Annotated in this window: 21 protein-coding genes; 10 read left to right on the top strand and 11 right to left on the bottom strand. The window is 61.9% G+C overall.

Annotated elements, in window-relative coordinates; translation table 11 throughout:
• Positions 1-4 precede the first annotated feature (4 nt).
• Positions 5-976 carry a DUF1444 domain-containing protein gene (locus PH558_RS29080; RefSeq protein ID WP_285207955.1) on the bottom strand — a complete coding sequence of 324 codons (972 nt, stop codon included), beginning with the start codon at positions 974-976 and terminating at the stop codon, positions 5-7.
• Positions 977-1,142: 166 nt separating this feature from the next.
• Here PH558_RS29080 and PH558_RS29075 point away from each other — a divergent pair, with 166 nt between their 5' ends.
• Positions 1,143-3,329, top strand: coding sequence for a mechanosensitive ion channel family protein (locus tag PH558_RS29075; RefSeq protein WP_285207954.1), 2,187 nt, complete (start codon positions 1,143-1,145; stop codon positions 3,327-3,329).
• 52 nt (positions 3,330-3,381) lie between these two features.
• Here the strand turns inward: PH558_RS29075 and PH558_RS29070 are convergent, their stop codons facing one another.
• Positions 3,382-4,440, bottom strand: a complete 1,059-nt coding sequence (locus PH558_RS29070) for a LacI family DNA-binding transcriptional regulator (protein WP_285207953.1) — start codon at positions 4,438-4,440, stop codon at positions 3,382-3,384.
• Between the two features lie 155 nt (positions 4,441-4,595).
• Here PH558_RS29070 and PH558_RS29065 point away from each other — a divergent pair, with 155 nt between their 5' ends.
• Positions 4,596-4,883, top strand: a complete 288-nt coding sequence (locus PH558_RS29065) for a hypothetical protein (protein ID WP_095433595.1) — start codon at positions 4,596-4,598, stop codon at positions 4,881-4,883.
• Positions 4,884-4,914: 31 nt separating this feature from the next.
• Here PH558_RS29065 and PH558_RS29060 read toward each other — a convergent pair whose 3' ends face one another.
• From PH558_RS29060 to PH558_RS29045, 4 genes are all read right to left on the bottom strand, one after another.
• Positions 4,915-5,643, bottom strand: coding sequence for an SDR family NAD(P)-dependent oxidoreductase (locus PH558_RS29060; protein WP_113410028.1), 729 nt, complete (start codon positions 5,641-5,643; stop codon positions 4,915-4,917).
• On the bottom strand, positions 5,640-6,761 hold the full coding sequence (locus PH558_RS29055; RefSeq protein WP_285207952.1) for an alkene reductase: 1,122 nt from the start codon (positions 6,759-6,761) through the stop codon (positions 5,640-5,642). The genes PH558_RS29060 and PH558_RS29055 overlap by 4 nt, the downstream gene beginning before the upstream one ends.
• A gap of 134 nt (positions 6,762-6,895) precedes the next feature.
• Positions 6,896-7,702 carry an alpha/beta fold hydrolase gene (locus PH558_RS29050; protein ID WP_285207951.1) on the bottom strand — a complete coding sequence of 269 codons (807 nt, stop codon included), beginning with the start codon at positions 7,700-7,702 and terminating at the stop codon, positions 6,896-6,898.
• 78 nt (positions 7,703-7,780) lie between these two features.
• Positions 7,781-8,668, bottom strand: coding sequence for a LysR family transcriptional regulator (locus PH558_RS29045; RefSeq protein ID WP_285207950.1), 888 nt, complete (start codon positions 8,666-8,668; stop codon positions 7,781-7,783).
• Positions 8,669-8,766: 98 nt separating this feature from the next.
• Here PH558_RS29045 and PH558_RS29040 point away from each other — a divergent pair, with 98 nt between their 5' ends.
• The 4 genes from PH558_RS29040 (at position 8,767) to PH558_RS29025 (ending at position 11,563) form a co-directional block, all read left to right on the top strand.
• Entirely contained in the window at positions 8,767-9,516 is a 750-nt protein-coding gene (locus tag PH558_RS29040) for a sulfite exporter TauE/SafE family protein (protein ID WP_285207949.1), read from the top strand.
• Between the two features lie 48 nt (positions 9,517-9,564).
• On the top strand, positions 9,565-10,170 hold the full coding sequence (locus PH558_RS29035) for an isochorismatase family protein (RefSeq protein ID WP_285207948.1): 606 nt from the start codon (positions 9,565-9,567) through the stop codon (positions 10,168-10,170).
• Positions 10,171-10,235: 65 nt separating this feature from the next.
• Positions 10,236-10,685: an Rrf2 family transcriptional regulator gene (locus PH558_RS29030; protein ID WP_285207947.1), complete on the top strand. Its 450-nt coding sequence runs from the start codon at positions 10,236-10,238 to the stop codon at positions 10,683-10,685.
• Positions 10,682-11,563: an NAD(P)/FAD-dependent oxidoreductase gene (locus PH558_RS29025; protein ID WP_285207946.1), complete on the top strand. Its 882-nt coding sequence runs from the start codon at positions 10,682-10,684 to the stop codon at positions 11,561-11,563. Before PH558_RS29030 ends, PH558_RS29025 begins: the two co-directional genes overlap by 4 nt.
• 52 nt (positions 11,564-11,615) lie before the next feature.
• On the opposite strand, the gene PH558_RS29020 is transcribed toward PH558_RS29025, so the two are convergent.
• Positions 11,616-12,068, bottom strand: a complete 453-nt coding sequence (locus PH558_RS29020; RefSeq protein WP_095433603.1) for a winged helix-turn-helix transcriptional regulator — start codon at positions 12,066-12,068, stop codon at positions 11,616-11,618.
• Between the two features lie 109 nt (positions 12,069-12,177).
• Here PH558_RS29020 and PH558_RS29015 point away from each other — a divergent pair, with 109 nt between their 5' ends.
• Positions 12,178-13,476 (top strand): MFS transporter, encoded by a 1,299-nt coding sequence (locus PH558_RS29015; RefSeq protein ID WP_285207945.1) that lies wholly within the window; start codon positions 12,178-12,180, stop codon positions 13,474-13,476.
• Here PH558_RS29015 and PH558_RS29010 read toward each other — a convergent pair.
• Positions 13,473-14,390, bottom strand: a complete 918-nt coding sequence (locus PH558_RS29010; protein WP_285207944.1) for a LysR family transcriptional regulator — start codon at positions 14,388-14,390, stop codon at positions 13,473-13,475. The two genes, PH558_RS29015 and PH558_RS29010, sit on opposite strands and share 4 nt — an antisense overlap.
• A gap of 122 nt (positions 14,391-14,512) precedes the next feature.
• On the opposite strand from PH558_RS29010, the gene attM reads away from it, so the two are divergent.
• Positions 14,513-15,304 (top strand): AttM family quorum-quenching N-acyl homoserine lactonase, encoded by a 792-nt coding sequence (gene attM / locus PH558_RS29005; RefSeq protein WP_113410037.1) that lies wholly within the window; start codon positions 14,513-14,515, stop codon positions 15,302-15,304.
• Between the two features lie 98 nt (positions 15,305-15,402).
• Here the strand turns inward: attM and PH558_RS29000 are convergent, their stop codons facing one another.
• A complete protein-coding gene (locus PH558_RS29000) occupies positions 15,403-16,236 on the bottom strand; it encodes a helix-turn-helix transcriptional regulator (protein WP_174718584.1) in 834 nt (277 codons plus the stop codon).
• Between the two features lie 94 nt (positions 16,237-16,330).
• Here PH558_RS29000 and PH558_RS28995 point away from each other — a divergent pair, with 94 nt between their 5' ends.
• Positions 16,331-17,227 (top strand): SDR family oxidoreductase, encoded by an 897-nt coding sequence (locus PH558_RS28995; RefSeq protein ID WP_285207943.1) that lies wholly within the window; start codon positions 16,331-16,333, stop codon positions 17,225-17,227.
• Between the two features lie 122 nt (positions 17,228-17,349).
• Here the strand turns inward: PH558_RS28995 and PH558_RS28990 are convergent, their stop codons facing one another.
• Positions 17,350-17,937, bottom strand: coding sequence for a TetR/AcrR family transcriptional regulator (locus tag PH558_RS28990; protein WP_285207942.1), 588 nt, complete (start codon positions 17,935-17,937; stop codon positions 17,350-17,352).
• 257 nt (positions 17,938-18,194) lie between these two features.
• Here PH558_RS28990 and PH558_RS28985 point away from each other — a divergent pair, with 257 nt between their 5' ends.
• Complete coding sequence (locus PH558_RS28985) at positions 18,195-19,793, top strand: FAD-dependent monooxygenase (RefSeq protein ID WP_285207941.1); 1,599 nt, start codon at positions 18,195-18,197, stop codon at positions 19,791-19,793.
• Here PH558_RS28985 and PH558_RS28980 read toward each other — a convergent pair.
• Positions 19,771-20,388 (bottom strand): FMN-dependent NADH-azoreductase, encoded by a 618-nt coding sequence (locus tag PH558_RS28980; protein ID WP_285207940.1) that lies wholly within the window; start codon positions 20,386-20,388, stop codon positions 19,771-19,773. The two genes, PH558_RS28985 and PH558_RS28980, sit on opposite strands and share 23 nt — an antisense overlap.
• Between the last annotated feature and the right edge of the window lie 50 nt (positions 20,389-20,438).

Here is a 20,438-nt window from a genome sequence, read left to right as displayed (position 1 = left end):
ACTTTTAGTGGCGAATGGCCGCTTCCATCCGGGCGACGCGGCGAAACAACGTCCAGCGGCCATTTTCCCAGCGATATTGATCCGGTGAAATAACGTAGGGCACATCGCTGAGATCTGCGCTGATCAGTTCCAGAAGCTGCAGGCCTTCAATGTCGTTCTCATGCGTAAAGAACACCTTGTCGCGCGACAGGAAGGCGGCGATCGGCGCGGCGCCGCCGGATTGCTCCTGCACCTGCGCCCAGAAATTCGGCAGGAACGCGATGCTGGATTCGAACTGACCGTCCACCTCGACATATTGGAATCGGCTGCGCTTGGCGATCTGGACGCCGGTCTTGGCAAGGAACTTCTGCAGGTTGGCCTGTGCCGTTTCGGCGAGTTCCCGGGCATCGATGCCCCAGTCGTCGAGTGCTTCGGCCATGACGTAGTTGACCGTCGTTTCGCCGTTGACGACGAAGAGCTTGATCAGGTTTTCGGCCTCGTCGAGGTAGACGAATTGCGGCGGATTGGGCTCGTCCTTGACGGCCTGCATCATCTGCTGGCGCGCAACCTCCACGAAATCGCGCGCTTTCAGGACCGGCAGGACCTTGGCGAGCTCGCCGCTGTCAACCATGGCTTCCGTCATGTTGAGATAGTTGAGGAGCGCCTGCGCACGCGCCGGCCCGCGCTTTTCGCGCAGCGCCAGCAGCGCATTGCTCAGGAATTTCGTCATCGTATCGCCGTTGCGGCCGTGCAGCGTTAGACTGCCGGCGGCAGGATCGTAATCGACACGGATCAGGTCGCCGAAGAACGGCAGGCGTTCTTGAAGATAGGCGGCAAAGGCTGCTTCATCCTGCAAGGCTTCGTCGGGAATGTTGAGATCGAGGGTTTTGGCAATGGCCTCGCTCTCGGGCTCCTGCATCGGGTAGGGTTGGCCGGGGCGCATCTCCGCGCGCTGGCCTCTGCCGAAGAGCCTTTTCAGGAAATTGAACACGCGCATCCCCGAGTACTGAACGGTATTGCTGTAGAACCTAGCGCGGCAGCCGTTGCGGGGCAATGGCGGCATGATGGGGGTGGGTGCCGTAAGTGCCTGCTTGCCCGTACAAAAAACGCGTATAGTCTGCAGGTGCGGGCCGGATGGTCAGATTGCGGGAAGGGCAGCGCAAATGAGGAATGTCGGGGGCGGCAGGTGGACGATCGGAGGTCTGTTTTTTTGTCTTTTTGCATTGGCTGCACCTATGGCGGCGTTCGCGCAGAATGCCGCTGCCCCACAGCCGGCCGCCCCGCCGCCCGACAAGGTTCGCGAGCTGATCCAGCTGATGAACGAGCCGGATGTCAGGCAATGGCTTACCGCGCAGCTCAATAGTCAACCCACACCCGCCGGCGATAAACCCGCAACCATCAGTGATCCGACGCCGGCCGACGGCAGCCAGATGTCGGTTCTATCAGGCATGCTCGGCCATACGCGGCGCCACCTTGAGCTGGTCTCCGGCGCTGCGATGACATTGCCCTACGAGGTCATGACCGCATCGGAAAAGCTGGAAGGCGAAGGCAAGTCGGTCGGCCTCGTGCGCATCATCGTTCAGATCGTCCTCCTGTTCTTCCTCGGGTTGGTGGCCGAACTCGCCGTTGCCCGCGTCATCAACACCAGGCATATGCAGCGCACCGAGAGGGCTGCCGGTACCGAGACGGAACTGCAGGCAGCGCGCTTCCAGTTTCTGGGGGGCGTCGTGCCCGCCATCATCCATGGCCTGGTGACGCTCGTTCCGCTTCTTGCCTTCGACTGGCCGCCAGCCATTGAAAATTTTGCCATCGCCTGCGTCATTGCGATGGTGTCGATCAGGCTGGCGATCTCCATCGGCAAGCTTGTCATGGAATTGATCGCGATGCGTCGCGCCAACGACGTTCTGGATGAGGACGGCGGTGTCGCCCGCATCGCCGAACGGCGGCGCGTGGCCTCCTACTGGTATCGGCGCTGCATGCTGTTTGCCATCTATTTTGCCTGCGGCTGGGCGATCATACAGGCCGTCACGTCACTGGACTTTTCTGCAGGCGCACGAGACCTCATCGGCTACACCCTCGGCATTGGTCTGTTTCTGATCGCCACGGCTGCCGTGTGGTCCAGGCCGCTTCCGCCGGAAAAGCGGGGGGCGAAAACGGTTTCCTGGCTGCTGGCGATTTTCTTTGCGGCGCTCTGGTGTCTCTGGGTGGCCGGCTTCGACGGCCTCTTGTGGATCGGTATCTATGCGATATTGCTGCCGCGCGTCCTCTCGGTATCGACGAAGGCGATCGAAGCTCTGCATGATGCAGCCGACGGCATTTTCGGCACCGGCAAGATCGCGGCCGTATTGCTCGACCGCGGCTTGCGGGCGCTGATCATTACCTTTGCGGCTTTATGGCTCGGCCACATGCTGGGGGTCGAGGCGCATGCGATGATGAGCGGCAGCGAATCGAATGTCGGCCGCATCGCTCGCGGCATTCTCGGCGGCATCATCATCCTCCTGGTTGCCGATCTCGTCTGGCAGCTGGCAAAAACCTATATCGACGGCAAAGTCATGCAATCTTTGCCGGCCGCAGGCGAATCCGACGAGATCAGGGCGAGCCGTGCCCGGCTGCAGACGCTGTTGCCGATCTTCCGCAACATTCTTGCGGTCGTCATCGGCATCATTGCGGTCATGATGGTGCTGTCGGGCCTCGGCGTTCAGATCGGGCCGCTGATCGCGGGCGCCGGCGTTGTCGGCGTCGCGGTCGGCTTCGGCGCACAGACCATCGTCAAGGATGTCATCAGCGGCATCTTCTATCTCTGGGACGATGCCTTCCGTATCGGCGAATATATCGAAAGCGGCCATTACAAGGGCGTGGTGGAATCCTTCAGCTTGCGTTCGGTCAAGCTGCGCCACCAGCGTGGCCCGCTGGCGACGATCCCCTTCGGCTCGCTCGGCGCAGTCAACAACATGAACCGCGACTGGGCAATCGATAAGATCATCGTCAAGGTCACCTACGATACGGATCTCGTGAAGCTGAAGCGTATTATCAAGGATATTGGCCAGCGCCTGCTCGAAGACGAGGATCTGAAGCCGAGCATCATTCAGACGCTGAAGATGAAGGGCGTCGAGCAGTTCGGCGATTTCGCGATCGAGATCAGGCTGGCAATCACCGCCAAGCCCGACGAACTCTCCGTCATTCGCCGCAGTGCGCTGGCCTTGATCAAGCAGTCCTTCGACGAAAACGGCATCCAGTTCGCCTTCCCCACCGTGCAGGTGGCAAGCGACAAGGACGCCGCTGCCGCTGCTGCCCGGCAGCTCATCGAGATGCGGGCCGCAAACGTGGAGGGCGCGCAGCAGGCGGGTTGACGCCCCGAATCTCACGCCGCCATGAATCTCTCGAGCTTTGTCGGCAGCGTGCCTATCGCTTCGGAGCCGCCGTGCTGCCCCGCACGATCAGCGTGACGCCGATCATCTCGCGCTCAGCCGGTACGGCATCGTGAAGAACGGCCTGCACCGCACGTTCCGCGATCTCGGCAAAGGGCTGGGCCATCGTCGTCAGGCCCGGCTCCACCATGCCGCCTTCCGGCACGCCGTCGAAGCCGATGACGGAGACGTCTTGCGGCACTGAAAGGCCTCGCGCCCGCAGCCAGTTAATCGCCAGAAGCGCGATGTTATCAGACATGGCAAGGATCGCCGTCGGCGGCTCGGGCGCGGAAAACAGGTAGTCAAGCCCGGCTTCGACGCTCGGCTTGTCGTTGAGCGTCTCATAGATCGGTACGTCCTCGCGCGGAATGCCGAAGGCTTCGAGCGCCTGCCAGTAACCGAGCGCGCGATTGCGGGAGGTGGAATACATCGCCCGCCCGATCCCGGCAACGCTGACCGGTCCGACATGATCGTCCGAAAGTTCGGTCGCGAGTACGCCGAAACGTCTATGACCGAGTTCCGCCAGATGCCGGGCCGCAACGGCTGCACCACCCAGATTATCAACGCTGATCGAGGGGATCGACGCATCCTCGTCATTCAGGGCGAGAGCGACGAAAGGCAATTGCCGCTCGCGCGTCAACTGAACCAGCTTTTCGCCGCCTTCCACGCAGAGCAGAATGAAGCCGTCGACCAGCGCGCTCTTGATGTTCCAGTCGAGCTTGTGCCGATCCTTGGCCGAGACCAGGGCGAGACCTGTGCCGCTGGCATCGCAGACCTGGGACACAGCGGCCAGGAGCGCCCTGGCCCAGGGATCGTTGAAGAAATAGGAAAGCGGCTCGACGACGGCGACGCCGATGGCATTGACCTTTCCGGCCCGCAGCAGCCGGCCCGTCAGGCTCGGCCCGGCATAGCCAAGCTGCTTGGCCGTCTCGAGCACATGCTCGCGCACCTCTTCACGCACCACTTCCGGCCGGCTGAAAACATTGGAGGCGGTTCCCTGTGATACGCCTGCCGCCTTGGCGACGTCCGCGAGTCTGATGGTGCCTTTGGCCAATGATGAAATCCTCCAATTGTTTTCGGCGGATACTAGCAATGAAGTTGTATCGGTTCAATTCTGCTTGACACCGGATTTCCGAAGCGTACGATTGAACCGATTCAATAAAGTAGTGCAAGTCGAAATTGAATCGATTCAAAAAGAAAGACCAACCAATGCTGACCAATTATCTCTTCAAGGATCTCTATGATGAGCGATGGGGTGATCCCTGCAATCCGAATGCCGTCGATCCGCCGTCAGAACGTGGGGGTAAGGCTGACAAACAGAACGTGATGGGCCGGTTGGCGCAGTTTTTCCGCCGCCGGAAGCGGCCGTCGGCGTGGTCCTTCACCATACCGAGCGAGGCATCAGATGAGGACGGCGAAGCCGAGATGCGGCATCGCACCGGCTTCGAGGACCCCAAATTCCTCGCGATCGCCAAGGCTCTGTCGCGGAATTGCTAGCGCAACGCCATGAGTTGGCCCAAGGCCGGCCTCAGAAATTTTCCTTATAGGGGCGCAGATCGAGTTCCTGCGTCCAGGCCGACGGATGTTGGCGATGAATATGCCAGTAGCTCTCGGCAATGGCATCGATGTTCAGCAGCCCATCGGCATCCACATCCGGCCGACGCGAACGCAGCCGCTCCCCGTCAATGCCGCCATCGATGATGGTGTGGGCGACGTGCAGGCCGAGAGGCCCGAACTCGCGCGCCATACTCTGGCTGATCATTCGAAGGCCCGCCTTGGCAGCGGCGAATTGCGCGAAGCCTGCCTTGCCGCGCAGGCTGGCAGAGGCGCCGGTGAAGATCACGGTGCCACGGCCGAGCGGCGCCAGATGGCGCGCCGCCTCGCGTCCGACCAGGAAGCCGCCGAAGCAGCAGATGCGCCAGAATTCCTCGAATTGTGCGGCCGTCAGATCGCGAAAGCTGATCGGGCGGTTGATGCCGGCGTTGAAGACCACGAAATCCGGCGCGGCAATATCGTCTCGCGCGGTAAAGGCATATTCGAACAGCCGGACGACCGCGGCTTCATCCGTCGCATCTGTTTCGATCGCCTCGGCACTACCGCCGGATGCCTGGATCGCAGCCGCTACCTGATCGATCTTTGCCGCCGTCCGGCCGGCAATAACGACATGATAGCCCTTGTCAGCGAGAAGCCGGCAGAGCGCCGCACCCAGACCCTGCTCGGCACCCACGCCGACGATGATGGCGCTTGGCGTACTCATTCGGCGGCCTCCCTGGCATCGAGCGTCGGATAGTCGGTGTAACCCTCGGCACCGCCGCCGTAGAAGGTCGGGCGATGATAGGGATTGAGGGGAGCACCCAGACGAATGCGCTCCGGCAGGTCGGGATTGGCGATGAACAGCCGACCGAAGGCGATGGCATCGGCATGGCCGGCACCAAGTGCGGCTTCAGCGGTATCCGGCCGGAAATTGCCGGCGGCGATCAGCGTGCCGGACCAGGCCGGCCGGAACAATTCGGCCGCTGATGGCACGTTCTTGTGGTCGACTTCAGCCTGGCCGGCACCGCTGGCGCGCGGCTCGATCAGATGCAGATAGGCGAGGTTCAGCCGGTCCAGCTCGCGAATGACATGGCCGTAGAGGCGCAAGGGATCGTCCTCGCCGCTATCATTGGCGATGCCGAAAGGCGAAAGGCGCACGCCGACGCGCTCCGACCCCCAGACATCGGAAACCGCTTCAACCACTTCCAGCAGCAGCCGCGTGCGGTTCTCGATCGAGCCGCCATATTGGTCGGTGCGCTGGTTGGTGCGGGCCTGCAGGAACTGTTCGATCAGATAGCCATTGGCGCCATGGATCTCGACGCCATCAAAGCCCGCCTGCTTGGCATTGGCGGCGGCCTCAGCGTAGACATCGATCAAAAGCGGCATCAGGTCGATATCGATCGCCTGCGGCGTCTCGAAGGGAACGCGCTCGAAGGAAGCGGTAAACGCATCGCCCTTGGCGGCAATGGCGGATGGAGCGATCGGCGGAGCACCTCCCGGCTGGTGCGAGGAATGGGAGATGCGACCGACATGCCAGAGCTGCAGGAAGATCTTGCCGCCCTTGCAATGAACCGCGTCCGTCACGGCCTTCCAGCCGGCGATCTGTTCGGGCGTGTGAATGCCGGGCGTGGCCGGCATACCCTGTCCCGCGCGGGAAATCTGCGAGCCTTCGGAAATGATGAGCCCGCCCTCGCTGGCGCGCTGGGCATAATATTCGGCATTCAAAGCCGAGGGCACATTGCCCGGCTGGCTCGCCCGCATGCGGGTCAGAGGCGCCATGACGATGCGATGCGCCAGCTTATAGGGACCGATGGAAAGCGGCGAAAACAAAGTGGTTGTCATAAAATTCTCCTGCCTGGAGCCAAATTGCTCCCGGAGCGGAAGGGCCTGTCAGCGGCGATTCGGTCTCGGGAATTCAAATAAGATGATGATCATCATTTATCCGAACGATCGGACGTGCGCAACTGAATCTGCCGTCAGGCTGAAATCGTTGCAAGAAAGCCGAGCAAACTGGCGTTGAACTGTGCCGGACGCTGCAGCGGCGCGAAATGGCTGACGCCGGGCAGAAGAATTAGTTCTGCGCCGGGAATGTGCCGCACGAGATAATCGGCATGTTCCTGCTTGATGAACTCGTCGTGCTCGCTCTGCACGATGACGACAGGCACATTGATCTCGGTGAGATCTTTGACCGTGTAGTTCGGCTCCGTCCGCTGCATTAGGCCGACAGCCTCGACGAAAGCATCGAACTTGTCCGGCGTGGCGGAAAGGGCTGCGTAATCCTTTTTATGGCGTGAGAAGCAGCGCTCGATGATCGGCGTCGCCACGAATTCCTTGGTGCCGCTCGGGTCCATGTTGCAGGCAAAGAAGAAGACGCCGGAAACCCGTTCCGGATGGGTTTTTCCAAGCACCATGCCGATGCAGGCACCGTCGCTCCATCCGGCCATGACAGCCTTTGCGATCTTCAGCCTGTCCATGACGGCGAGAACGTCGGAGGCCATGAGCTCATACGTGTATGGTCGCTCATCGCGGGTGCTGCGGCCATGGCCGCGGCTGTCTATGACGATAACCTGATGGCTAGCGTCGATCAGCGCCGGCACCTGGTAGCCCCAATTGCCGCTGTTTCCGAGCCCGCCATGCAAGAGGATCACCGGTGCGCCGCTGCCATAGGAGGCATACCAGATACGCGCGCCATCATGATCGACATGGCCTTCCACCTCGGTTTGCGGCAAGGGCGCGGCCCCTTCGGCTTCGAAGCGGTGAAGCTCGTCGTCGCGAAATTCCATACCCATCTCCCATTGCGCCGTCTCTCCCCGACAGCCACGTGGCGAGACTAGTCGATCCCAACGCATCTTTTCAACAGGCTACGGTGATATCGTTGCCAGATGCTCGAAAAGATCGCGCGCCGGGGACGGAAGCTCTTCGAGGGAGCGTGCGCAGATCGAAAGCCGGCGCGTCGCCCATGGGTCGGTGAGGCGAAGGACTGCAATTCTTGCGGATCGGCTGCAGCGCCGCGCCGCCGTTTCCGGCACGATGCCGAGGCCGATGCCACGGCCTGCCATTTCGCAGATGCTTTCGAATGTCCGCATCCGCGCCCGCATCTTCAGCCGAGTGCCGAGCCGGGCGGCCTGCGCGTCGATGTGATCCTGCAATGCTCCGCCGGCAAGTCCGATGAAATGCTCATGCAGGATTTCCGTGAAGCTGGTCTGCTTTGATGCTGCAAGCGCATGATCGCTAGATATCACCACCACCAGCCGGTCGATCGCGAAGGGCCGCAATATCAGGCCCGCGGTGTCGACCGCATCAGAAAGGATGCCGATCTCGGCCAGTCCAGTCGAAATGGCCCGGGCAATCTCGATGCTCTGGCGCTCCTTGAGATCGATGTCCGTTCGCGGCTTTCTGGCCATCCATTCGGCAAGGCGCGGCGGCAGGTATTCGACAATCGCCGCGGTGTTGGCGAGAAGCCGGACGGTTGCGCGCAGGCCGCTTGCGTGCTCGCCAAGCTCGCCGCGCATTTGCGTGAGCTGCCGCTGGATCAACCGGGCATGATGCGCCAGCGCCTCGCCGGCGGGCGTCGGGCTCACGCCCCGTCGCCCGCGCTCCAGAAGCCGTACGCCGCCATTTGCCTCCATGTCGCGCAGCCGCTCGCTGGCGGCCGGCAACGAGAGCCCGACATCGGCCGCTCCATGCGTGATGCTGCCGGCATCGACGACGGCGAGGAACAAGCGAAGGTCGGTCAGGTCAAAGCGCATGAAATGCAGATTACTGCATATCCAGCCTTCGGAATAGCCGAAGGCTGGCTTCGCATCATCCGCATTGTGTCAGTCTTTGTCTCTGCTACTGAAAAGGCATGATGGATCATTCGATATGGCTCGTCGCGGCGATCTTCGCGACCTTCTTCATCGCCGGTACGGTCAAGGGCGTCACCGGCATGGGGCTGCCGACCGTGGCGATGGGCGTGCTAGGCGCGCTTATCTCGCCGCTGACGGCAGCGAGCCTGCTGATCGTGCCGTCTTTCGTCACCAATGTCTGGCAGTTGCTGGCAGGCCCGAGTTTTGGCGCGCTTGCCCGTCGTTTCCTCCTCTTGGTTCTTGCCGTAATCATCGGAACCTTCGCCGGCTCATATCTGCTGGCCGCCGGCGATACCCGCAGAACCACGGCGGCGCTGGGTCTCGCCCTCATCCTCTATGCCGGCCATGCTTTGCTCGCCCGTCAACTGCATGTGCCCGCAAGGTTCGAGCCGCTGCTATCGCCGCTCGTCGGCGCCGTCACTGGCCTGCTCACGGGGGCAACTGGCGTCTTCGTCGTGCCGGCGGTGCCCTATCTGCAGTCACTTGGACTGGAGAAGGAGGAGCTGATCCAAGCGCTCGGCCTCTCCTTCACTGTCTCCACCGTGGCATTGGCCGCCGCGCTCGCCTGGCACGCCGCCTTCCGCATCGACAATATCGCGCTCTCTACCCTAGCGATCGTCCCGGCGCTTGCCGGCATGTGGGCCGGCCAGGTCATCCGCAATCGCGTCAGCCCGGCGGCCTTCCGCCGCTGGTTTCTGGTATGCCTTCTGGTGCTTGGCGCCGAGATGGTGGTGAAAGCCTCTTTCTGAGGCATTCTTGCCTGGCTGCCCGGTGTGTACCCATATGGACTTTGTTTCATGGCAGGATCTGACGGATCGATGGAAGAAGAGCAGCGAGAGATTTCCGATAACAATCCATTGGCCGATGCTCTGCTCGTCGTCGATGTACAGAATGCCTTCGTGGAGGGATCGCGCACGGTTCCGGGCCATGTCACCTTGAGAGCAATGGTCGAGCTCCTGCTGGACAAGGCACGGTCGGCATGGACGCCGGTGATTTTCTTGCAGAACGATGGCCCGCCCGGTGCGCTGGACGAGCCGCTTCAGCCGGGATGGAAACTCCATTTTGCACCTCTGTCCGGCGAGGTGGTCATTCGGAAAACGGAGGATGACGGCTTCGACGGCACCAATCTTGACGCCATTCTGATCGCCTTCGGCGTAAAGAATTTAGTGATCTGTGGCGTGCTCTCCGAGATGTGTGTTGCTGCGACGGCGCGGGGAGCGCTTGAGCGCGGCTATGGCGTGCTGCTGCCGCATGACGCGCACGCCACCTATGATGTTCCCGCCGGGCCTGGCTCGCAGGGCGTGCCGGCGGCTTTGGCCTCACGAGCTGCCGAATGGTCGCTCGGAGACGAAATCAGGATTTACGCCTCGGCGTGCGAGGTTCGGTTCAAAGAGCGGACTTGATCGTGGTTCGCGCCTCGTCGGAGGAGGCCTTGAATATCGCGTCGAATCGTAATAATTGAAGTTACATGAAACGCGACAACCGACTTTCCTCTGTCCTCCATGCTTTGCTCCATATGGCCGAGCAGGATGGGCCGTTGACCTCCGAAACCCTGGCGCAATGCATGAACACCAATCCGGTCGTCGTGCGCCGTACCATGGGCCTGTTGCGGGAGGTGGGCATCGTCCGTTCCGCCAAGGGGCACACCGGCGGTTGGACGATCGCGGCCGATCTCAAAAGCGTCACGCTGCGCCAGCTGCATCAGGCACTCGGCGAACCGGCCGTCTTCGCCATCGGCAATCGCAACGAGACGCCGGAATGCCTGGTCGAGCAATCGGTCAATTCCGTGCTCGACGACGCCTTTGCCGAAGCCGAAGCCTTGCTGCTCCAGCGCTTCGAAAACGTCACACTCGCCGATCTTGCCACCGAATTTGCGCGGCGTCATGCGCAATGGCGCTCAGAAAGGATCCTGTCATGACCCATGACGTCATCGTCATCGGGGGCAGCTACGCCGGCATGGCGGCCGCCCTCCAGCTTCTCCGTGCCCGCCGCAAGGTGCTGGTTGTCGACGCGGGCAAGCGCCGCAATCGTTTCGCAGATGCCTCCCACGGCTTTCTTGGCCAGGATGGCGTCAACCCCGGCGAGATCGCCCGCAAGGCGCGCGAGCAGCTTTCAGCCTATCCGACGCTGTCCTGGATCGAGGGTACGGCCGAAAAGGCCGAGGGCGAGAAGGATGCCTTTGTCGTCACCACGGCTGACGGCGCGCGCCATGACGGCCGGCGCCTTCTCTTCGCAACCGGCGTCTCCGATGCCTTGCCCGAGATCGAGGGGCTTGGCGAACGCTGGGGCAAGAGCATCTTCCATTGCCCCTATTGCCATGGCTACGAGCTCGATCAGGGTCGTATCGGCTGCATCGCCACCAGCCCGATATCGGTGCATCAGGCGCAGCTGCTGCCGGAATGGGGCGAGGTGACGCTTTTCCTCAACGGCAGCTTTGTCCCGGATGAGGCGCAGCGTGCCGATCTCGTCGCACGCGGCGTGACGATCGAGGAGGCGGCCATCACAAGGTTGGAAGGAAAGGCGGATGTGCGGCTCACCGATGGACGCCTGCTGCCTTTTGCCGGGCTCTTCACTGCTTCGCGCGTATCGCCATCAAGTCCGATCGCCGAACGGCTCGGCTGCGCGTTGGAGGAAACGCCTTTCGGCACTCAGATCCAGACAGACGCCATGAAGGAAACCACCGTGCCAGGCGCCTTTGCCTGTGGCGATGCCGCGCGCATCCCGCATTCAGTGTCGTTGGCCGTGGGAGACGGTGCCTGGGCGGGCGCGCAGCTGCATCGTTCGCTGGTGTTCTAAGCCCGGTTTCGAAAGGCATTCTTGCCTTCCGAACTCCGGCATTAGTGCCTTCTTATTTCTCCTCCGGCACCTTCACGATGAGCGCTTCGTCCGGACCGATCGTCCTGCCGTCCTGTGCCCGGATTTCAAGCTGCACCGGCTGTCCCGTGGCGCGATCCACCAGCAGCGAATGTTCCTCGGCCGGCGCAAAGAGATGGCGCTCGCCGAACTTCCGCAACGCCACCATCACCGGGAAGAGATCCTTTCCCATCGCAGTCAGGTGATATTCCATGCGCGAGCCTCCTTCGCTTGTCGGCACAAGCTCCAGGATGCCGCTCGCGACGAGCGTGCGCAGGCGCTCGGTGAGAATATTCTTGGCAATGCCGAGGCTCTTTTGGAACTCGCCAAAGCGCGTCAGCCCGTCGAAGGCGTCGCGCACGATCAGGAGCGACCACCAGTCGCCGATCACGTCGAGCGAACGCGCGCTCGGGCAATAGTCACCCTTCAGGCTTTTCCGCGCGACCATCGCCTTAGCCTTTCCGGTCTTTTGTCTGCAGAAATGGTTGCATGATTAAACCGATAATGTTACTCGATCGTTGGTTTCATTATTAAACCGAAGAATCGGGAGTTTTGCAATGACGATCGACCAGGACGCGCCGCCGGCCGGCAACGCGAAGGACATTCTGCGCCCTCATTCCTCACGAGAGGCTTCGTTTGGGGGCGCCGAATACCCGGGAGAGGCCAATTCGCAGCTGACACCAGCGACGATTTTCCTGTTTGCCGTCGCGAGCGGCCTCGCTGTTGCCAATGCCTATTTCGCCCATCCGCTTCTCGATGTCATGGCCGATGATCTCAAACTGTCACGCACGGTGGCCGGCCTGATCGTCGGTGCGACGCAGCTCGGTTATGGGCTCGGCCTCATCCTGCTGGTGCCGCTCGGCGACTTGATCGACCGGCGCAAGCTCATCATCATGCAATCGCTGCTGAGCGTGGCGGCCCTCATCAGCGTCGGCTTCTCGTCCAGTGCCGCGATGCTGCTCGCTTCCATGGCCGCCGTCGGCTTTCTGGCCGTCGTGACACAGGCGCTGGTCGCCTATGCGGCGAGCCTGGCGCACCCCGCCGAGCGCGGCCATATTGTCGGTATGGTCACGAGCGGCATCGTCATCGGCATCCTGCTGGCGCGCAGCGTCGCGGGAACACTGACCGATCTCTCCGGCTGGCGGACTGTTTATCTTGTCTCCGCCTTGCTGACGTTGGTAATCGCGCTTCTCCTCTGGCGAGCGCTGCCGAGGCAGGAAAGGCCGAAGGGTGGCCTTTCCTATTTCGGCCTCATCCGATCGCTCGGCACGCTGCTTGTCGAAGAACCGGTCCTGCGCATCCGTGCTATGATCGCCATGCTGATTTTTGCCAATATAACCACCTTGCTGGCGCCCCTCGTCCTGCCGCTCACGGCGCCACCCCATTCCCTGTCTCATACCGAAGTCGGCCTGTTCGGCCTTGCCGGCGCGGCAGGCGCACTCGGCGCCGTGAGGGCAGGGCGCTGGGCCGATCGCGGCCATGGTCAACGCACGACAGGCATTGCAATGGCGCTGATGCTCGTTGCCTGGCTACCGATTTCGATGCTGGATCGTTCGATCCTCTGGCTCATTCTCGGTGTCCTCGTCATCGATTTCGGCCTGCAGGCGGTGCACGTCACCAATCAGGGCATGATCTATCGCGTCAGGCCGGACGCGCAGAACAGGCTGACCGCCGCCTATATGATCTTCTACTCCATCGGCAGCGCTGTGGGATCATCGACATCGACGATCATCTACGCTCATGCCGGCTGGCCGGGCGTCTGCCTCTCCGGCGCAGCGATAAGCCTCGCAACCCTGCTCTTCTGGGCGCTGACCTTACGGGCAACGCCAAAAGTGGCGACCCAGCGCGTCGGCTAGCTTTCCAGCGCTCGGGCTTGCTTGATCAGAATCCTCGGCAACTGTTCTTCCAGCAAGGAGAGCACCGCCCGAATGCGCTGCGGAGCCGGCCTTATTGCCGGATAGAGCGCATGCAGATCGAAGCCGGGCACGGTAAATTCCGGCAGTAGGCGGATCAGCCTACCACTCGCCAGGTCCTCCGCACAAACCGGCTCCTGCAGGACACCGATGCCGGCTCCATCCAGCAGCAGGCGGTGCAGCGGCCGCCAATGGCTGGTGCTCAAGGCGATATCGACGGCGGCAAGTTCGGTCTGCCCGTTTGGATCGATCAACGGAATCCGGCCGTTGTTGAACAGGCCGGAGACCCGCAGGAAGGGGTGGTCGGCAAGTTCATCGGGTATCGTCGGCGTCCCATGCTCATCGAGATAGGCGGGTGAAGCCACTAGCACGCGGCCGACATGGCCGAGCTTGCGGGCAATGAAGCTGCCCTCGCCGAGATCCCCCAGGCGCAGCGAAATATCGACGCCCTCCGTCACGGGGTCGACGATCCTATCGTTGAGGATCAGATCGATCTTTAGCAGCGGATGACGCTTGCGCATCTCAAGCAGGATCGGCGGCAGGATGACCTCGCCGACACCATGCGGAGCCGCGATCCTGAGCGTGCCGCGCAGTGACTGATCGCCGTTTGCGACCGTCAGCGCATCGTTGGCACTTTCGAGCACCTGCTTGCTGCGCTCATAAAAGGCGGCACCGACATCGGTGACGGAAAGCTTGCGGGTGTTTCTGAGCAATAGCCGCGCACCGAGATATTGCTCCAGCCGATCAATCCGCTCGCTGACGGCAGGCTGCCCCATGCCAAGATCGCGGGCGGCGGCCGACATGCTGCCTCTTTCGACCACCCTCACATAGACACGCATCGCAACCAACAGATCCATGTGCGCCAATATATCGGCACAGCCGATAAATGAAAGCGGATGATGCCGCCTGGTGGCAGAGCCTTCGATCACCGAAAACGACGCGTAGTTCCGCACCCAATCGCAAATCAAAGGTCAGGCTCATGAGCGACATCAGGCTTTATATGTTTCAATCGGGCACGCAGCGCTGCAAGGCCCACGACATCAGGATGAATCAGGGTGGCGACGCCGATTACGAAATTCCGGTTCCCTGGTTTCTGCTGACGCATCCAAAGGGCAATGTCGTCATCGATGGCGGACTGGCGGCGGAAGGTCTGACCGATCCGCGCGGCTATTGGGGCGATGCGGTCGACAGCTATCAGCCTTTCATGACCGAGGAGCAGGGATGTGTTGCGCAGCTGGCGAAGCTCGGTCTATGCAGCGAAGACGTCCGTTTCGTTGCGCTGTCCCACCTGCATTCCGATCACAGCGGCGCTATCGGTCGTTTCCCGAACGCGACCCATATCGTCCAGCGTCGCGAATATGACTATGCCTTTGCGCCGGACTGGTTCGCCGCCGGTGCCTATGTCCGCCGTGATTTCGATCGCCCTGGCTTGAAGTGGCACTTCCTGGACGGCGATGCGACTGACGGTTACGATCTCTACGGCGACGGCGTGCTGCGGATGGTCTTCACGCCGGGCCACAGTGTCGGCCATCAATCCTTCCTGGTGCAGTTGCCGACGTTGGGCGCGATACTATTGGCCATCGATGCCGCCTACACGCTCGATCACTGGAACGAAAAGGCGCTCCCCGGCTTCATGGCGTCCGCCGTCGACACGGTACGATCCGTTGGCAAGCTGCGTGCGCTCGCCGAACAGACCGATGCGCTGGTAGTCACCGGGCATGATCCCGAGGCATGGCCTCGGTTGAAGCAGGCTCCGAACTATTACGATTGAAGGCGCAGTCGCTTCGCCGTGAAGGGCAGCCATGTTGGATGGCGTCGGGCATCCGTGGAACGACAAGCGTGCGCATGCTTGCACCAAACATCTTCGCGCTAGAGTTTTGGCAGCAGCGATCTGATCCGCTCGGCATCGTCAGGCGTTGCCGGATTGTAGACGATCATGCTGAGATCCGTCCGTCCGTCGACCGAAAAGGCCGAATACTCGAATGCCAGCGGGCCGAGGACGGGATGGCGTATATGTTTGACGGCTTCGGTATGGGTGCCAGGAACGTCGTTTTCCCGCCACATGGCCCTGAATTCAGGGCTGATGCGGCAAAGTTCTGCCACGAAAGGCTCTATCTCACTCGATGCACCTGCGCGCGCCGCATCGACACGGAATGCGCCCAGGGCGAAACGGGCTACGCTTTCCCAATCATATTGCACGGCGCGCGCACGCGGATCGAGAAAGATATAGCGCAGAATGTTGCGTTCTTCCGGCGGCAGCGATCCGTAATCGATTAGCATCACGGGCGCTGCCCGGTTCCAGGCGATGACGTCCCAGGTGGCGGTCCGGATAATGGCGGGGCTCGGCTCTAGCGCATCGAGCACGCGCTGCAGCCGCGGCGTAACCCCATCATTTTTGCGGTAACGCGCTTCTGGCGGACGCCCAAGGCCAAGCAGGAACAGGTGCTCGCGCTCGACTTCCGTCAGCATCAGCGCGCGGGCGATCCGATCCAGCACGTCGGCGGAAGGTGCACCGCCACGGCCCTGCTCCAGCCATGTGTACCAGGTCGGGCTGATATTGGCGCGCTGCGCCACTTCCTCGCGTCGAAGCCCGGGCGTACGCCGCCGTTCGCCGGCAAATCCCAAGGCGGATGGATCGAGTTTCGCGCGGCGGTCCCTCAGATAGGTCCCGAGCACGTTTTCGCTTTCGATGAGATCGGTCATCCTGTTAGTGTCTTTACTATGATAAGGTCACTACTTTACCAGAATAAACGATGGGCGCAGATTTGTCTCCGACGAAAATAAGGAGACAGTGCATATGCGTATATTCGTTACCGGTGCGACCGGAAATGTCGGCTCGCATGTCGTCCGGGAATTGATCGGTGCGGGCCATCAGGTGCTCGGCCTTTCGCGCTCGAAGGAGAAGGCGGTCGCGCTCGCCGCTGCCGGCGCCGAAGTCCTTCACGGCACGATCGAGGATGCGGAAATCCTGAAAAGCGGTGCCTCGCAGTCCGATGGCGTTATCCATCTTGCCTTCAACCATGACTTCACGAGATTCGTCCAGAATTGCGAGGATGACCGCCGGGTCATCGCAACGCTGGCCTCGGCGCTTGCCGGTTCCGCGCGTCCGCTGGTCATTACGTCGGGCACGCCGATCGCCAACACGGTGCTGGACGAACCGGCCAGAGAGGATAACCCGATTGCCGGTTCCGACCTGCATCCGCGGGCAGCTTCCGAAGAAGCGGGAATCCTGGCAAGCGAGATCGGGGTCAATGTCTCGGTCGTCCGGCTGCCCCAGGTGCATGATCCGGTCAGCCAGGGGCTTATTACGCCCTTGATCCAGATATTCCGGGAAAAGGGTGTCTGCGCCTATGTGGGAGACGGGCTCAGCCGCTGGCCGGCGGCGCATTTTACCGATGTCGGCCGTCTTTACCGCCTCGTCGTCGAGCGCGCCGAACCGAATGCCAAATATCACGCGGCCGCTGAGGAAGGCGTGCCCATGCGCGATATCGTCGAGACGATCGGGCGGCGCCTGAACCTGCCGGTCAAATCCATCGCCAGGGAAGAGGCGCAGGATTATTTCGGCTGGCTCGCCCTGTTTGCCGGCCGCGACATGCCGGCCTCCAGCGCCAAAACCCGGCAGAAGCTGGGTTGGGAACCCAGCGGCCCGACGCTGCTTCAGGATCTTGCAGAGCTGCAGGTTTCCGCGGCGTGATGCCGGCGCCATCGGCCACGATCCGCGGATGGTCGATGGTCCGACGGACCATGTATTCGAAGACCCGGCCGACCCTTCGGCCGGGTTTCGCCTTTCAGGCTGCGATCCCGAAAGCTCCAAAGTCAGACATACGGTGTCCCGGCAAGAGCGGCGTCGACACCGGCAAAGCCGCGCTCCATGATACCAAGTAGAGCGGCTTGAGGATTTCCTTTTTCTCGAAAGACGCGCAGTGCCTCGCCGTAGGCGGCCACAAGCGTCGCCATCAGCATTGCGCCCGCGAGATGTGCATCGGCATCTGAGCGCGGCCGGCCCGCCGCATCGGACAGCATTCCCGAGAGATCATCAGCAAGCGTCGCCTGCAGCCCACGCGCATGCGCGGTCAGCGTTGGGCTCTCCGCCACCATGCGCCAGAACGCGATAGGCCGGTCCGTGATCCTGAACAGGGGATGCTGCATCTCCAGCAGCTCACGCATCAGCGCCTGAAAGGCGCGGACCGGCGGCACTCGGCCGCGATCGGTGATCGCCTTGCGCACCAGTTCCCGTACCTCATCCTCGCGATCGAAAACCAGATCCTCCTTGCGGCGGAAGTAGTTGAACACCGTCTTCCTGGCGACCTCCGCTTCGTCAGCGATGTCGGCGACGGAAACCTTGTCGAAGCCATGTTCGACGAACAGGCGTGTCGCGACGTTGGAGATCGCCTGACGCGTCATCTCCTTCTTCCGGTCTCGGAGTTTGATTCGATTTGACATGAAGATATTTATACCATAAGTAAATTTATACCAAGTGTAAAAATCGTATTGCAATCACGAAATCGGTGAAATTGGCACAGTTTTTATGACTGTTCCCGTGACTGGACCGTTGCCACCCGAATACGGTTGGGTGTTTTTCAGCGACTCGCGCCGGCTGAGGTGGCCGCAGCCGGAATGTCTGACGCCCTTGCGGCGCTGTTCGCTTGAGGAGTTCTGCCTTGATTTATGATGTTCTGATTGCCGGCGGCGGACCCGTCGGCTTGTTTCTCGCCTGCGAGCTGCGTCTCGCCGGTCTCTCCGTATTGGTGCTGGAGCAGGCCGAGGATCCGCGCTCGCCCTTGAAGCGCCTTCCCTTCGGCATGCGCGGCCTTTCCTCGCCAACCATCGAAGCCTTCTATCGTCGCGGCATGCTGGACGATGTCGCTGCGCCCAAACCTGCGAAGGACGGCTCGGGCGATCGCGCTTCATCGGCTGCGCACTGGATGCACCAGTCACGCCGCCCGGGCGGCCATTTCGCCGGTATCCAATTCTTCCACGACAATATCGACACCTCCCAGTGGCCCTATCGTCTGCCGACCACACTCGGCACCAGCATGATGGTCGAAATGGAAAGCCTCGAAGCTGTCCTTGCGGTGCGTGCGGAGGCCATGGGCGTCGAGATCAGGCGCGGCTTCGGTGTCGAGAGCTTCGAACAGTCGGATGAAGGTGTTGTCGTTCGCGCCGGGGGCGAGACCTTTCGCGGGCGCTGGCTCGTTGGCTGCGACGGCGGCCGCAGTACCGTCCGCAAGGCCGGCGGCTTCGGGTTCGTCGGCACCGATCCCGAATTCACCGGCTACTCCGCTGAAATCGAGATGGCCGAGCCGGACAAGCTTCGTCCCGGCCGCCATTACACCCCGACAGGCATGTACACTTTTTCACCGCCTGGGACGATCACGATGGCCGACTTCGACGGAGGCGCTTTCCACCGGACCCAGGCGATCACGCTTGACCATGTGCAGGCGGTGCTGCGGCGCATCTCCGTCACCGACGTTACTCTGACGGCGCTCAAGCTTGCCACCACCTGGACGGACCGCGCCTACCAGGCGACCAGCTATCGCAGGGGACGCATCCTGCTTGCCGGCGACGCCGCGCACATTCATTCGCCCCTGGGCGGCCAAGGCCTCAATCTTGGCCTGGGTGACGCGATGAACCTTGCATGGAAGCTTGCCGCCACGATCCGTGACGATGCGCCGGACGGCCTGCTCGATACCTATTCCAGCGAACGACATCCCATTGGAGCGCAGGTGCTTGACTGGTCGCGCGCCCAGGTCGCGCTGATGCGGCCAAGCCCCAGCTCGCGTGCGCTTGAAGCCATCATCCGCGATCTGATCGACACGCGCGACGGCGCCACTTATTTCGCCGAGCGCGTCTGGGGTGTTTCCATCCGCTATGATCTTGGCGGGAGCCATCCGCTCGTCGGCCGCAGCGCTCCCGATTTCGAGCTCGCTGATGGCACAAGGCTCGGCGATCTCCTCAGGACGGGCAAGGGCCTGTTTCTGGATTTCGATGACCGCGCATCGCTTGAAGCGCTGGCCGGTCGCTGGACTGACCGGATCACCTATATCGCCAGCAACGCCAAGGATGGGCTCGGCTTGAGTGCCTTGCTCGTCCGGCCGGATGGCGTCGTCGCTTGGGTCGGCGAGGCAGAGCCTGACGTTGATGCCGCCGCCGAAGCGGCGTCGCGATGGTTCGGCGACGCAGAGCGGACCAGCGAAGCAAGCGGGCTCAATCGGGGCGCCGCATACTCCCGATCAATCAGGCTGCCGCAGCGCTATTGAGCTTCGGAATGACAGCGTCTATGAACGTGTCCATCGTTGCTTCACCCATATCCACGGCCTTGGCACCTTCGCCATGGATAATCCTCACGTCGGTGATGCCGAGGACGTTGAGAATGGCCTTGAGGTATCGCGGGGCAAAATTGAGGTGGTCGATGGGCGAGGCCTCGCCATAGATGCCGCCGGACGCCAGCACCACGGTGGCTTTCTTGCCGGTCAGCAGTCCCTTGCCGTCGAAGCCAAGCGTTACGCCCTTGCGCACGACGTGATCGATCCAGGCTTTGAGGCTGGCCGGGATATTGTAGTTGTAGACCGGCGTGGCGATGACAAGCTCGTCGGCTGCCAGCAATTCGGCAACCAGCGCGTCAGAGAGACGCAGTTGCTCGGCCATGTCCGCGGTATGGGCATGCGGTGGCGTGAAATAGGCCGATAACCACGGCATCGTCACGTGCGGCAGCGCATCCACGGCCAGGTCGCGCCGCACGACTGCGCCATCCGGATGCACCTCGAGCCAATTGGCGACAAGGCGTTTGGTCAGCTGACGGGAAATCGAAGCCTCGCCGCGCGCGCTGGTTTCGATAACGAGAAGTTTGGGCATGGCGTCCTCAAGGTTTTGGGCTAAACAGCCGTGACAGATGCAGACGATAT

The organism is Rhizobium pantanalense (genome assembly GCF_030182525.1).
Taxonomy (GTDB): domain Bacteria; phylum Pseudomonadota; class Alphaproteobacteria; order Rhizobiales; family Rhizobiaceae; genus Rhizobium.
This window is presented reverse-complemented; position numbering and strand designations above follow the sequence as displayed.